General features: G+C 56.9%; 9 protein-coding genes. 7 read left to right on the plus strand and 2 right to left on the minus strand.

The features are described from left to right. Nucleotides 1-102: 102 nt before the first annotated feature. On the minus strand, nt 103-1,002 hold the full coding sequence (locus CHB79_RS16725) for a LysR substrate-binding domain-containing protein (RefSeq protein WP_029529616.1): 900 nt from the start codon (nt 1,000-1,002) through the stop codon (nt 103-105). A gap of 173 nt (nt 1,003-1,175) precedes the next feature. Between CHB79_RS16725 and CHB79_RS16730 the strand changes: the two genes are divergently transcribed. From CHB79_RS16730 to CHB79_RS16745, 4 genes are all read left to right on the plus strand, one after another. Then, on the plus strand, nt 1,176-1,919 hold the full coding sequence (locus tag CHB79_RS16730) for a class II aldolase/adducin family protein (protein WP_089360724.1): 744 nt from the start codon (nt 1,176-1,178) through the stop codon (nt 1,917-1,919). A gap of 80 nt (nt 1,920-1,999) precedes the next feature. Further along, nucleotides 2,000-3,388: a YjiH family protein gene (locus tag CHB79_RS16735; RefSeq protein ID WP_029529615.1), complete on the plus strand. Its 1,389-nt coding sequence runs from the start codon at nt 2,000-2,002 to the stop codon at nt 3,386-3,388. Nucleotides 3,389-3,520: 132 nt separating this feature from the next. Then, a complete protein-coding gene (locus CHB79_RS16740) occupies nt 3,521-5,257 on the plus strand; it encodes an amidohydrolase (RefSeq protein WP_089360725.1) in 1,737 nt (578 codons plus the stop codon). Between the two features lie 52 nt (nt 5,258-5,309). After that, nucleotides 5,310-6,275 (plus strand): CobW family GTP-binding protein, encoded by a 966-nt coding sequence (locus CHB79_RS16745; RefSeq protein ID WP_089360726.1) that lies wholly within the window; start codon nt 5,310-5,312, stop codon nt 6,273-6,275. Nucleotides 6,276-6,709: 434 nt separating this feature from the next. Here the strand turns inward: CHB79_RS16745 and rne are convergent, their stop codons facing one another. Further along, nucleotides 6,710-9,751, minus strand: a complete 3,042-nt coding sequence (gene rne / locus CHB79_RS16750; RefSeq protein ID WP_089360727.1) for a ribonuclease E — start codon at nt 9,749-9,751, stop codon at nt 6,710-6,712. An 847-nt stretch (nt 9,752-10,598) separates the two neighbouring features. Between rne and rluC the strand changes: the two genes are divergently transcribed. From rluC to sppA, 3 genes are read left to right on the plus strand one after another with little or no spacing between them, the layout of a single operon-like run. Further along, the gene (rluC, locus tag CHB79_RS16755; protein WP_010488940.1) at nt 10,599-11,552 is read left to right on the plus strand and encodes a 23S rRNA pseudouridine(955/2504/2580) synthase RluC; all 954 of its coding nucleotides are present in this window, start codon (nt 10,599-10,601) and stop codon (nt 11,550-11,552) included. Continuing rightward, nucleotides 11,545-12,237, plus strand: a complete 693-nt coding sequence (locus CHB79_RS16760; RefSeq protein ID WP_089360728.1) for an HAD-IA family hydrolase — start codon at nt 11,545-11,547, stop codon at nt 12,235-12,237. Before rluC ends, CHB79_RS16760 begins: the two co-directional genes overlap by 8 nt. Beyond that, the gene (sppA, locus tag CHB79_RS16765) at nt 12,227-13,222 is read left to right on the plus strand and encodes a signal peptide peptidase SppA (protein WP_010488936.1); all 996 of its coding nucleotides are present in this window, start codon (nt 12,227-12,229) and stop codon (nt 13,220-13,222) included. Before CHB79_RS16760 ends, sppA begins: the two co-directional genes overlap by 11 nt. Nucleotides 13,223-13,367 lie beyond the last annotated feature (145 nt).

Below are 13,367 nucleotides of genomic sequence, written 5' to 3' on the forward strand. Positions count from 1 at the left end.
TATATAGAGGCAAACGAGTCTATGTTATCGATAACATAGCTGTCAATTTGTCCTCCAGGTGGATTTTGAGGATGTTTTTTGCTGTTGCTGGAACGAGAGGGTTTAGGCTTGCTCGCGCCATTGCAGCAGCCATTGGGCGAAATGGCTGGCCTTGGCGTCACGGTTCGATTTTGGGGTCACAACGTAATACTTGCCGCAGCTGAGTGGCGTTTGACAGGCAATTACCAGGCGCCCGGCTTCAACATCCTGGGTTACAAAGAGCCGTGGCAATACTGTGGCTCCCAGGCCGTGGAGCGCTCCATCAAGGACAAATTGGAAGTGTTCCAGGCGCTGGCCGGGCAGCATTTCAATTTCTTTCTGGCTCAGGCCCGCGTCATCCAGCCACAGCTGGGTCGATGACCTGAATTGTGGGGAGTGGGCAGCGTGGTGCAGGAGCGGGTAGCGCAGGATGTCGCGCCGCTGGATGATCTCGCCGTGCTTTTCCAGCAGCTCCGGGGTGCAGACCGCGACCATCTCACCTTCCATCAGAAACTGCGAATCGAACTCTGGCCAGTTGCCGTCGCCATAGAGAATGCCTACGTCATAGCCTTCATGGCCGTCATACAGGCGGTGTAGATCGTTCATTATCTCCAGGTCGATTTCCGGGTGCAGGCGTGCGTAGTCGCGCAGTTTAGGCAGCAGCCAGCGGGTGGTGAAGGAGGGTTCGGCACCGACCCGCAAATGCCCGGCATGGCTGCTTCGAACCTGGTGGGTCGCGGCTTCGATCTGGTCCAGCAGGAGGCTGATTTCCTGCACATACTGGCGGCCATTGTCGGTCAGTTGCAGTCGTTGCTTGACCCGTTCGACCAGCGAGCAACCGAGCATTTCCTCCAGGTTCTTGATCTGCCGGCTGACCGCGCTTTGCGTCAAGTTCAGCTCTTCCGCGGCCTTGGTCACGCTCATGTGGCGAGCGAAGGCCGAAAAGCAGCTCAGGGAAATCATGCTGGGAAGTTGTCTGCGCACAATAGTTCATGACGTTATGGAATGACCTGGATAAGAATAAGTCGATATTCGCCGGTCCACAAGCCGCTTACTCTCGGCGCATTACATTAGCACGCAGCTGTAAGCAGACCTCGTGCGGTCAAATGACTGGTCGCAGGTTTTCTCAGCTCTGCCCAATCGTCTGAGGAGCTTTCATGAATAATAATTCGACCACAGAGCAAAGCCTGCGCACCGACTTGGCCGCCGCATATCGGCTGCTGCAACTCAATGGCTGGGCCGATCAGGTGTTCACCCACATCTCTGTGCGGCTGCCCTCGGATGAGCCGGCTTTTCTGATCAATCAGTACGGTTTGCTGCCTGAAGAGATTACCGCCTCCAACCTGGTCGGAATCGATGTCAACGGCAAAAAGCTCGATCCCGGCAGCCCCGAAGTCAATCCGGCCGGTTTCACCGTGCACAGTGCCATTCACATGCAGCGTCACGATGCGGTCTGCGTCATGCACACCCACACACTGGCAGGCATGGGTGTTGCTGCGCTGGAAGAGGGGCTGCTGCCACTCAACCAGACCAACATGGCCTTCTATAACCGTGTGGCTTATTACGATTACGAAGGTATCCCGCTCGACCTGGAAGTCCGCGAGCGCATCGTCGGTGCCTTGGGCGACAAGAACTGCGCAATCATGCGTAACCACGGCTTGCTCACTGTAGGCCGCAGCGTTGCTGAAGCCTATTTCCTGATGTTCTACCTGAACAAGGCTTGTGAAATCCAGCTTGAAGCGATGAAGGCCGGGCGCCCCCTGGTTATTCCCTCGGACGAAGATTGTGAAATGACCGCGCGTCAATTCGAGCACCCGGCATACCACCAGGAAAGTTTTGAACTTGTCTGGCAGGCAGAGTTGCGCCGCCTGGATCGTCTTGACCGCTCATTTAGAGACTGAACCCCAGTACAACCGACCGGCTTCAAATATTAGAACTGCGTGCCAACCAAGCAGCACCACAACTATAAAAAGGTGACAACATGCTGGAATCAACCGAGACACAACCCTCATCAAGTCAAGATGGAGCACCCTTGGGGCCCTATACCACCAAGCAATTGCTGCGTTTTATCATCCCAACCCTGTTTGGCGTGTTGCTGTTTCTGACGCCAGTTAGTGTCGATGGGCGTATCACGGTGATGATTGCGTTCATCATCGACTATGTAAACGATGTGCTCAAACCCATGTTGGTGCCGGCCACCGTTGCCGTGGCGACTATTCCCAGCCTGATTACCTTGTTGGTGCGCTTTAGCCCGCTGAGAAACAATCCCAACCGTTTTGTTCAGCTGTTCAACCCAAGCCTGGCCTGGACTGCGGTCCGGGTAATTGGCGCGGTGCTGATGATCATGGTGTTCTTCAAGATTGGGCCTGAGTGGGTCTGGAGCCGTGATACGGGCGGGGTAATGCTCTATGACGTTGGCCCGGTGGTACTGGCAATTTATCTGCTTTCGGCTATTTTGCTGCCGCTGCTTACAGACTTTGGCCTGATGGAGTTTATCGGCACCTTGGTCAGTCGCGTATTCGAGAAGCTGTTTGGCTTGCCTGGGCGCGCCGCAGTCGATTGTGCGGCATCCTGGCTGTCGGCATCGAGTGTGGGCATTATGCTGACAACCCAGCAATACCGGGGTGGCTTCTACACCAGTCGTGAAGCCTGCGTAATCTCGACCAACTTCTCGATCGTATCCATTGCCTACGCATACCTGCTGCTCAAGCTGATCGGCATGGAGCATGTGTTTATCCAGTGGTATCTGTCGGTCGCGGTTACCGGGGTTATCTGCGCCCTTATCGTGCCTAAGCTGCCGCCGCTGCGTGGCAAGCTCGACAACTATGAACCCAGTGTTGGCAAGCAGCTGGCAACTGATGACGACAAGAGCCAAGGCTTGTTTGCCCTGGGCCTGAGCCGTGCAATCCAGCGCGCTGAAAAAGCCAATGGCCCGCTTGAGTTGATCAAGCAGGGCGTGCACATCAGTGCCGACATTGCGATTTCGGTCTACCCGGCCATGATGTTGATCGGCTGCGTTGGCCTGTCATTGATCAAGTACACCACGGTGTTCCACGTACTTTCGATGCCGCTCGTGCCTTACCTGGAATTGCTGCAAATTCCACAGGCCGCTGAAGCGGCGCCTGCGCTGCTGGCAGGGATTGTCGACAGCATCATGCCGTCGATCCTGGCTTCGGGGATCGAAAGTGAAATCACCCGCTTTGTACTGGTCGGTGTTGCGGTCACCCAGATCATTTTCTTCACCGAGGCGGCGATCATCCTGGTCCGGGCCAACTTCGGTTTGCGTTTGCGCGACCTGTTCATGATCTATCTGCTACGGGTGCTGATCTCCCTGCCGGTGCTGTCATTGATGGCTCACTTGGTGCTGTAACCCAGGCTTGTTTTTGGTGCTCCAGCAGTTTGTCCCGCACGCTGGAGCGCCTTTTTATTTCTTTGACAACAATCTGCCTGCTCCGATTTGGCTTGGCTGAGCCGCGGAGCAAATTGCTTCGAGGCGAATGCTATGGCGAAGTCCGATAACTACCTTTCCTCCAATATTCGCGGTGCAATCGGTGCCGCTGAACTGGTGCTGATCAACGGCCGAATTTATACCGTCGACGACCAGCAGCCCTGGGCTGAAGCCGTCGCGATCAAGCATGGTCGTTTCGTAGCGGTTGGCGATTACAACAGTGTGGCGCCCTTCATTGGCGAGCAGACCCGGGTGTTGGATCTCAAGGGGCGTTTCGCCATGCCCGGCCTGTACGACATGCATACCCACCCAGACCTGGCCTTGGCGCCGGGCTATTCGGGGGATCTGGCGATCGGCTTGAATGATCCGACACCAGAACAGGTCAAGCAGTCGGTGCTTGATTATGCTGCTGCGAACCCAGGTGATGGCTGGGTCTACGGCCAATATTTTGTGCGCTATACATTCAAGCAAGCTGGCCTGGTCGCGGATCGCGAGTGGCTCGATAGCTTTATGCCAGATCGTCCGGTGGCGATTCTGGATCGCTCCTGGGGTTGCATGATGGTCAACTCCAAGGCGCTGGAGCTGGCTGGTATAGATGCCGACACCATGGACCCGCGCCACGGTTATATCGAGCGCGACAGTATTACCGGCGAGCCAACCGGGATATTGGTTGACGGTGCCTATGCACTGATTCACGCCGCCATGCCACCAACCCCGCAACATGCACTGAAGCGCGCCTATCGCGAAGGGGTCCAGTTCCAGAGTGGCCATGGCGTGGTCGGCACCAAGTATGTGCATGTTTGCGAGCACCGTCTCAATGCACTGAAGTCGATCGATCAAGCCGGTGAACTGACCGTGCGTGTCGAGGCTGCAATTAGCTGGCAGGACGATATCTTCCCGGTCAAGCGGCGTTGGGAGTTGCTGGCTGGTGAGCGGCATTTCTACCGCAGTGCCCGGCTCAATGCCAATGCAGTGAAGTTCCACTTTGACGGCACCCATGAGTCACGTTCGTCTTACCTGTCGAGCGCCTGGCCTGGCGAGAGCAGTTGGCGCGGCCACCTCAACCTGACGCCTGAACATATCAGCGACATGGTTGTGGATATGGATCGCAAGGGCGTGCGGGTGATTGCCCATTGCACCGGCGACGGCGCATCCGACTTGTTCCTCGATGCCGTGGCCGAAGCACGTCGGCGCAATGGCGACAGCGGTGTGCGTCACCAGTGTGCGCACAGCACCACCTTGCTCGACGCCAACCTGCCGCGCTTCGCCGAGTTGCAGGTAACCGCAGAATTTTCCCCTGTGGGCTGGTTCCCGTCTTCCTTTGCCAACGCCCGGGCGGTATTTGGCGAAGACCGCATGCAGCGTGCCTACAACTTCAAGGGTGTGCTGGAGGCAGGTGGTGTGGCGGTAATGGGCACCGACTGGCCGGTTTCCAGCATCAACCCCTGGATCGGCTTCGAAGCGATGATTACCCGCGAGAACCCATTCGGCGATGTAGAAGGGTGCTTCTATGGCAATCCGATCACCTTGGAGCAGGCCATTCGTGTCATGACCATCAATGGCGCCTGGTGCATGGGTATTGATGACAAGGCTGGCTCAATCGAGGTGGGCAAGTCGGCTGATTTGATCGTCCTTGATCGTGACCTGTTCGCCCAGAGCCCCAAGGGCAACATCCATAACACCCAGGTGCAGTTGACCTTGCTTGAAGGTGAGGTGATGTGGGATCGCCAGGGCGAGTTCGTAGATACCGACCATGCGGCCATCTGGCAGGGCGAGTTGCCCAACTTTTGATCCATGTCAGCAGGGCACTTGACCCTGCTGAAACCTGTTGAGGTTCAGGCTTATGAACAGAAGACCAAGCATCCCAGTCACCATCGTTTCCGGCTTTTTAGGGGCCGGTAAAACCACGCTGCTCAATCGCATCCTCAATAGCGATCATGGACTGCGCATGGCGGTGATGGTCAATGACTTCGGTGCGATCAATATCGATAGCCAGCTTATTGTCAGCCAGACCCAAACCACTGTCAGCCTCACCAATGGCTGCATTTGCTGCACGGTAGAAAGCGACTTGATCGAGCAGTTGAGCCGCATGCTCGAGAGTCGGGAAAACCGCCCCGAGTACATTGTGATCGAAGCCAGCGGTGTATCGAATCCGCAGAAAATCGCCAATACCCTGCGCTATCCGCAGTTTCGCAATGCCTTGAACATCGACAGCATTGTTACTGTGGTCGATGCCGCTCAGTTCGATGGGCTCAAGGGAGAAATGGCGCAACTGGCCATGGATCAGCTCGATGCAGCTGACATTATCGTGCTTAACAAGATCGATCAGGTCAGTGATGAGCAGGTTGCAGCTTTGCGTGCGCGCTGGCTGTACCCCAATGTCCGCTTGTTGCAGGCGCAGCATTGCGAGGTGCCGCTTGAGTTGATCCTGGGTGTCGGGCGTTTGAGTTCAGGACCTAAGCTCAAGCCGGTGACCACGGCCAGCGTGCTGGGGGCCGTACCCGAGCCTGATCATTCCTCGGTTTTTGCGACCTGGAGCTGGCGGTGTGATCAGCCGCTCTCGCTCAAAGCACTGCGCCAGGCGCTGGCAGCCTTGCCAGCGAACATCTACCGGGCCAAAGGCATCTGCAATATCGCTGAGGCGCCACGGCAACGTAGCGTGCTGCATTTGGTTGGCAGTCGAAGCGAGATCAATCTGGCCGAAGACTGGCATGACGCCAAGCCTTATAGCCAATTGATTGTTATTGGCACGCACGACGCGATCAATCCGGCGAACCTGCAAGCTGCATTTGAAAAGTGCATTGCATAGGCATTTGCTTGACTGGCAGGCCGTGGTGATGCTTTTGAGTCATGATCTGCCAGTGCGAATAACCGGTTGCTTAACTTTCAATTGACTCTCTGCTTGCTGGATCTGCGCTGGGCAAGCATCGCGTTGTCACGCTGATCAGTAGCGTGGAAGAGGTATCATCCTTGCACCACTTGCAGCGCATCCAATTGCTCGGCCGGCAAGTTTCGCATTGGCAGGGGATTGCGGTCTTCTGTTGCCATGGCGCTCCTGAGCTTGTATGTAACCAAAGCTGATCAACCACCGCCAATTCAAAAGGCAGTGAATAATCTCGCTGTGTAGGCTCTACACCTTATTCCATCCAGCTGTCCGGAAGGGGGGTAAACCTTATTCAGGACGGGACAATAGCTATAAAAAAAGGGACGCCGAAGCGTCCCTTTTTATTTTACTGAGTAACCTCAGGCTTGCGGTTTAGGCGCGTCTTCGGTCTGTTGCTCTTGAGCGTTCTCAGCTTCTTTTGCTTCTGGCTCAGCTGCTGTTTCAGTCGTCTCTGGAGCTTTTACCTGTTCAGGTGCGGCTTCAACAGGCGCCTGTACAGGAGCGGGAGCTTCAGCTGGAGCTGCTTCGGCGGCCTGGGCGGCTTCACGCGCCAGGCGTTCTTCTTCGCGCTTGCGGCGACGAACCTCGCGTGGGTCGTTTGGTGCGCGACCGTTACTTGGAATGACCACTGGCGCTGGGGCAGGTGCTGCTACCGCAGGTTCGGCGACCGGCTCAGCAACAGGCGCTGCTGGTTCAGGCGCTTTAACTTCAGCGACTGGTTCAACAGTCTCTTCGGCTTTTGCCTCAACCACTGGCTCGGCAGTGACAGGCGCACTTGGTGCATCAGCTTCAGCTGCTGGCTCTGCTTTTGGCGCTTCTGGTGCAGCGACTTCTTCAGTGGCAGGGAGCACGATAACCGATTCGGCAGGTGCCGGTGCTTCTTCAGTTTTGGCTTCGGCCGGAGCAGCTTCGGTTTCAACTGCAGGTTGCTCGGCTTCTGGCTTGCGGCTCTGACGCTGCGGGGCTTCAGCTGGCGCTTGAGCCTCTTCAGTGGCAGTGGCCTCAGTTGCAGCAGCCGGTTGATCGGCTTGTGTCGCGGCAGCAGTTGCAACTGCGCTAGCAGCTACGGCACTGGCGGCATCCTTGGCTTCGCTGTTTTCCTCGGCATTCTCGATCACATTTCCGTTGGCATCACGCTGACGCTCACGACGATTGCTGCGACGACGCTGACCGCGTGAACGGCGACGTGGGCGTTCGTTCTCGCTGCTGTCCTGATCGTCGTCCTGGGCATTTTCGTTGCTGTTCAGTTCTTCGTCTTCAGTCGCTGCTGCAGTCTGTTCTTTGCGTGGCTGGCGCTCTTCGCGCGGTTGACGCGGCTGGCGAGGTTCGCGTTGTGGGCGCTCATTGCCAGCTTCTTCAGTGGCGTTGTTGCCTGGTGCGTCCAGCGGCTCACGCAGTTCACGTACCTGACGCTCTTCACGCGGCTTGCGCTCGCGAGGAGGGCGTGACTGACGGTTTTCCTGTGGCTCACGAACTTCTACGGCATCGCGTGTCTGGCGCTCTTCACGTGGCGCACGCTCTTCGCGCGGCTGGCGCGGTTGGCGTTCTTCACGGGGGGCGCGTTCTTCGCGTGGCTTGCGCTCTTCGTCGCGGCCATCACGACGAGCACCGCGGTTGCGGTTTTGCTGGCGACCATTGCGACGCTCGTCATTGCGCGCCGGGCGCTCCGACTTCTTCTCGATCACCACAACAGGCTGTTCTTCTTCCTTGGTCGCAAACAGGCTGACCAGCGACTTGACCAGGCCCTTGAACAGGCTTGGCTCGGTTGCAGCGGCAGCAGCAGGCACTTCTGCAGGGGTTGGTGCCGAGCGAGGCGGGGCTGTCTTGATCGCTGCTTCCTGGCGCACCAGGGTGCGGGTGCCGGTAGCTTGCTTTTCTTCTTCGACTTCAGCGGTAGCCATTTCATAGCTGGACTGGGTCGTTTGCGCTTCCATGCTGTCGTCACGCAGGCGCTGGACTTCAAAGTGCGGCGTTTCGAGGTGATCGTTCGGCAGGATGACAATGCGTGCGCGGGTGCGCAGTTCGATCTTGGTGATCGAGTTGCGTTTTTCGTTAAGCAGGAAGGCTGCAACCGGAATCGGCACCTGGGCGCGAACTTCAGCCGTGCGGTCTTTCAGGGCTTCTTCTTCGATCAGGCGCAGGATTGCCAGCGACAGCGACTCAACATCACGGATGATGCCTTGGCCGTTGCAACGTGGGCAGACGATGCCGCTGGTCTCGCCGAGCGATGGGCGCAGGCGCTGACGTGACATTTCCAGCAGGCCAAAGCGCGAGATGCGTCCAACCTGGACACGGGCGCGGTCGGCTTCGAGTGCTTCGCGGACCTTTTCTTCGACGGCGCGCTGGTTTTTCGCCGGAGTCATGTCGATGAAGTCGATAACAATCAGGCCGCCGATGTCACGCAGGCGCAGTTGGCGCGCGATTTCTTCGGCTGCTTCAAGGTTGGTCTGCAGTGCGGTTTCTTCGATGTCGCTGCCTTTGGTGGCGCGCGCCGAGTTGATGTCGATCGACACCAGTGCTTCTGTCGGGTCGATGAAGATCGAGCCGCCGGAAGGCAATTTCACTTCACGCTGGAAGGCGGTTTCGATCTGGCTTTCGATCTGGAAGCGGTTGAACAGGGGAACGCTGTCTTCGTACAGCTTGATCTTGCTGGCGTACTGCGGCATCACCTGGCGGATGAAGCTCAGGGCTTCTTCCTGCGCTTCAACGCTGTCGACCAGTACTTCGCCGATGTCCTGGCGCAGGTAGTCGCGGATGGCGCGGATGATGACATTGCTTTCCTGGTAGATCAGGAACGGCGCGGCGCGGTCCTGGGAGGCTTCTTTGATTGCGCTCCACAGTTGCAGGAGGTAGTCGAGGTCCCACTGCATTTCTTCGCTGCTACGGCCCAGGCCAGCGGTGCGAACGATCAGGCCCATGTCCACTGGAGCATTGAGGCCGTTGAGGGCTTCGCGCAATTCGTTACGCTCCTCGCCTTCGATGCGGCGCGAGATACCACCAGCGCGAGGGTTGTTTGGCATCAGTACCAGGTAGCGGCCAGCCAGGCTGATAAAGGTGGTCAGGGCAGCGCCCTTGTTGCCGCGTTCTTCTTTTTCGACTTGAACGATAACTTCCTGGCCTTCACTCAACACATCTTTGATGTTGACGCGGCCATCGGGGGCTTTCTTGAAGTACTCGCGGGAGATTTCTTTGAGGGGGAGAAAGCCATGACGCTCTGAGCCGAAGTCGACAAAAGCGGCTTCCAGGCTAGGTTCAACGCGGGTAATACGGCCTTTGTAGATGTTGGCCTTTTTCTGTTCGCGAGCACCGGATTCAATGTCCAGGTCATAGAGGCGTTGGCCATCGACCAGAGCAACACGCAACTCTTCAGGTTGAGTTGCGTTAATCAGCATTCTTTTCATGTAGTACCGTCGGTTTCCGTTGCATCGGAAGCGGCGTTCGGCAAACACGACGTTCAGAGTCGGTGTTAGGCGCGTCAGAAACGGTTGTAAGGCGTTTCATTGTCGAGCGACGGTCAGCCAATTGTGCTGGGCCGCGACGGACGTCTCCTGCTTGCTGTATGTGACAGTAAGCACTAAGTCAGGAGGAGGAATCAGCAACTGGTAGCGGACGAGATAAGGCGTCTTGATAAAGCTTATTGCTACGCAAGCCAGTTGCTGTACATCTCCACCTTACACGTATCGCTGAAAATCCTGTGCCGCTCGCAAAATCCGTAGCGGGTTGGCTATTACCGCAACTCACCAAAGGGGAGAGTTGCGCATCATTATGTTCGAGGCTTTATTTCCGAATTCTTCGAGGGCCCATGTGGCCTTGCTAGCTCTGAAGAACCCGTCGGACGGCCTTGCGTCCCAAATGGGTTGCGTTGGTTGGGATGGCAATTTAGCGAACATCTCCGAACCAGACCGCTTTTGGCGGCATTCGCGACTATAACAGCAATGATTAAGTGCTTCAAATCCATAAAAATTGTTATTATCGGTACAGGGTCTGCTCCCGTTTCATTGCGAGCCGCGTTGCAGTGTAAAATCTCGCGAGGCTAGGCGGAGGACGCTGGTAATGGTTGTTCCCTTGCCAAGTTCTCCAACACCGCATGGCGAGATTTTACGCGCAACCCGAAGAGACGGGCCTGTTTTAGTGCGATACTGCGTTTTTCGACACTTATTTGGAACAACCAAACTTCGTGTCTCGTGCCTTGTCTCGCGCTAAAGCAGGCTCCGGCGCGGCCGTGAACGAAACGAGAACAGACCCTTGATGACAAATCCTTCCCCTCCAACCTCCGGCGTACAGCTGATAGAGGTTGCGCCGGAACTTGCCGGCCAACGCATTGATAACTTCCTGCGCACCCAATTAAAGGGTGTGCCAAAGACATTGATTTACCGCATCTTGCGTAAAGGCGAGGTGCGTGTGAATAAAGGTCGGATCAAGCCTGAATACAAAATACAGGTGGGCGATATCGTCCGTGTCCCGCCATTGCGCCTGCCCGAACGAGATGAACCGGCGCCCCTGGCCTTGGGTTTGCTGGAGCGCCTTGAGGCGTCCATCGTCTATGAGGATAAAGCGCTGCTGGTGATCAACAAGCCGGCAGGCATTGCCGTGCATGGTGGTAGTGGCCTCAATTATGGGGTGATCGAGGCGTTCCGCCAGCTACGTCCTGATGCCAAGGAGCTTGAGTTGGTGCACCGCCTTGACCGCGATACCTCCGGTTTGTTGATGATTGCGAAAAAACGCAGCATGTTGCGTCATCTGCACGAAGCCCTGCGCGGCGATGGCGTCGACAAGCGCTACATGGCCTTGGTCCGAGGCAACTGGCCCACTGCAAAGAAGTCGGTTAACGCGCCGCTGCAAAAGAGCAACCTGCGTTCAGGCGAGCGCATGGTCGAGGTCAGTGACGAGGGCAAGGAGGCGTTGACGCGCTTTCGTGTGCTGCGTCGCTTTGGTGAGTTCGCCACCATAGTCGAGGCCAAGCCGGTGACGGGGCGTACCCATCAGATTCGCGTGCATGCCCAGTACGCCGGGCATTGTATCGCTGGCGATACCAAGTACGGTGATGATGATTTCAGTCGCGAAATTCGCGATTTAGGCGGCAAGCGTCTGTTTCTGCACGCTTATGAGTTGGTCGTGCCGCTGCTGGATGGTGGCGAGCTTAAGCTCTCGGCCCCGGTTGATGACATGTGGGCGCGGACCGTGGAGCGCTTGAGTGTCTGATTATCGGTTGTTGATCTTTGATTGGGACGGCACTCTGGTTGATTCGATTGGTCGTATCGTCGAGGCCATGCACCGGGCGTCTGATGCCTGTGGCCTGGTTCGCTGCACTGATGATCAGGTCCGGGGCATAATCGGCCTGGGTTTGCCGGAAGCCATCGCGACCCTCTATGCGCAGCTGGATACTGCTGCCATCGAGACCTTTCGTGGTGTCTACAGTACGCAGTACCTGGCGCTCGAAGCTGAGCCTTCACCCTTGTTCGCCGGGGTTGAGGAATCGCTTGAGGCCTTTCGCGAGCAAGGTTATTTACTTGCCGTTGCAACCGGCAAGGGGCGCCATGGCTTGCAGCGTGTGCTTCAGGGGCGAGGCTGGAGTGAATATTTTGATGCCACGCGCTGCGCCGATGAAACGGCGAGCAAGCCGCAGCCATTGATGCTTGAGCAGTTGCTGGCTGAGTTCGGCCTGCAGGCGAGTCAGGCGCTGATGGTGGGTGATTCTTCGTTTGATTTGCAGATGGCGCACAATGCTGGAATGGATTGCGTGGCTGTAGGGTATGGCGCGCAGCCTCTGGACGTTTTGCGCGGCTGCTCTCCGACGCTGGCGATTGAAGAGTTCATTGAGCTGCGCACCTGGCTGCAAGGGCGTGTAGATAGTCAACGAGTTGAGGTAAGCAGTTATGTCGGATGAGTGGAATTTGCCTGAGTCAGGCCAAGCAAAAGAATCCAGGGAAGATGCGAAAAGCTGGAAGCTGCTGGAAAAGACCTTGTTGGCGGGCGTGCAAGAGCAGCGTCGTTCGCGGCGCTGGGGGATTTTCTTCAAGTTGCTGACCTTTATTTATCTGTTTGGGGCTTTGGTGCTGTTCTCGCCCATGCTCAAGCTCGGTAAGGCGGGGGAGGTAGGCGGTGCCCATACAGCGCTGATCGAGGTGCGTGGCGTTATCGCCGACAAGGAAGCTGCCAGTGCCGACAATATTGTTGGCAGCCTGCGCGCGGCTTTTGAGGATGAAAACACCAAGGGTGTGATCCTGCGTATCAACAGCCCGGGCGGGAGTCCGGTGCAGTCGGGCTATATCTATGACGAGATCAAGCGCCTGCGCGGCGAGCATCCGGATATCAAGCTGTATGCCGTTATCAGCGATATTGGCGCTTCGGGTGCCTATTACATCGCCAGCGCCGCAGATCAAATCTACGCCGACAAGGCCAGTCTTGTGGGTTCCATTGGCGTGACTGCGGCCAGTTTTGGCTTTGTTGGCCTGATGGACAAGCTGGGCGTGGATCGTCGTGTGTACACCTCGGGTGAGCACAAGGCCTTCCTTGATCCGTTCCAGCCGCCCAAGGCTGAAGAAACAGAGTTTTGGCAGGGCGTGCTTGATACCACTCACCAGCAATTTATCGACAGTGTGAAGAAGGGGCGTGGCGATCGTCTCAAGGTCGCTGAAAATCCGGAGTTGTTTTCAGGCTTGGTCTGGTCTGGCGAGCAGGCGCTGAAGCTTGGCTTGATTGATGGCCTGGGCAGCACCAGCTATGTGGCCCGTGATGTGATTGGGCAGAAAGAACTGGTCGATTTTACTGTGCAGGACTCGCCGCTGGATCGCTTTGCCAAGAAACTGGGCGCAAGCGTGGCGGAAAATATTGCGCTATGGATGGGCTTTCAGGGGCCGGCCTTGCGCTAGTCGCATCGCTTGGATTCAGCAAAAAGCCCGGTTTTTCGGGCTTTTTGCTGTCTGGGTGCGATGTTCGGCAGGCTGGTTTCGTGGGACGGATAACGCTTCTTTATCCGCCATTGGCAGTGTCTGCGCCTGTATTGGATGGCGCTTT

Source organism: Pseudomonas segetis (assembly GCF_900188155.1).
GTDB classification, from domain to species: Bacteria; Pseudomonadota; Gammaproteobacteria; order Pseudomonadales; family Pseudomonadaceae; genus Aquipseudomonas; species Aquipseudomonas segetis.

Coding starts and splice junctions, on each gene's coding strand:
- rne (WP_089360727.1), bottom strand. CDS start 9,751: ATGAAAAGAATGCTGATTAACGCAACTCAACCTGAAGAGTTGCGTGTT.
- rluC (WP_010488940.1), top strand. CDS start 10,599: ATGACAAATCCTTCCCCTCCAACCTCCGGCGTACAGCTGATAGAGGTT.
- CHB79_RS16740 (WP_089360725.1), top strand. CDS start 3,521: ATGGCGAAGTCCGATAACTACCTTTCCTCCAATATTCGCGGTGCAATC.
- CHB79_RS16745 (WP_089360726.1), top strand. CDS start 5,310: ATGAACAGAAGACCAAGCATCCCAGTCACCATCGTTTCCGGCTTTTTA.
- CHB79_RS16730 (WP_089360724.1), top strand. CDS start 1,176: ATGAATAATAATTCGACCACAGAGCAAAGCCTGCGCACCGACTTGGCC.
- CHB79_RS16735 (WP_029529615.1), top strand. CDS start 2,000: ATGCTGGAATCAACCGAGACACAACCCTCATCAAGTCAAGATGGAGCA.
- sppA (WP_010488936.1), top strand. CDS start 12,227: ATGTCGGATGAGTGGAATTTGCCTGAGTCAGGCCAAGCAAAAGAATCC.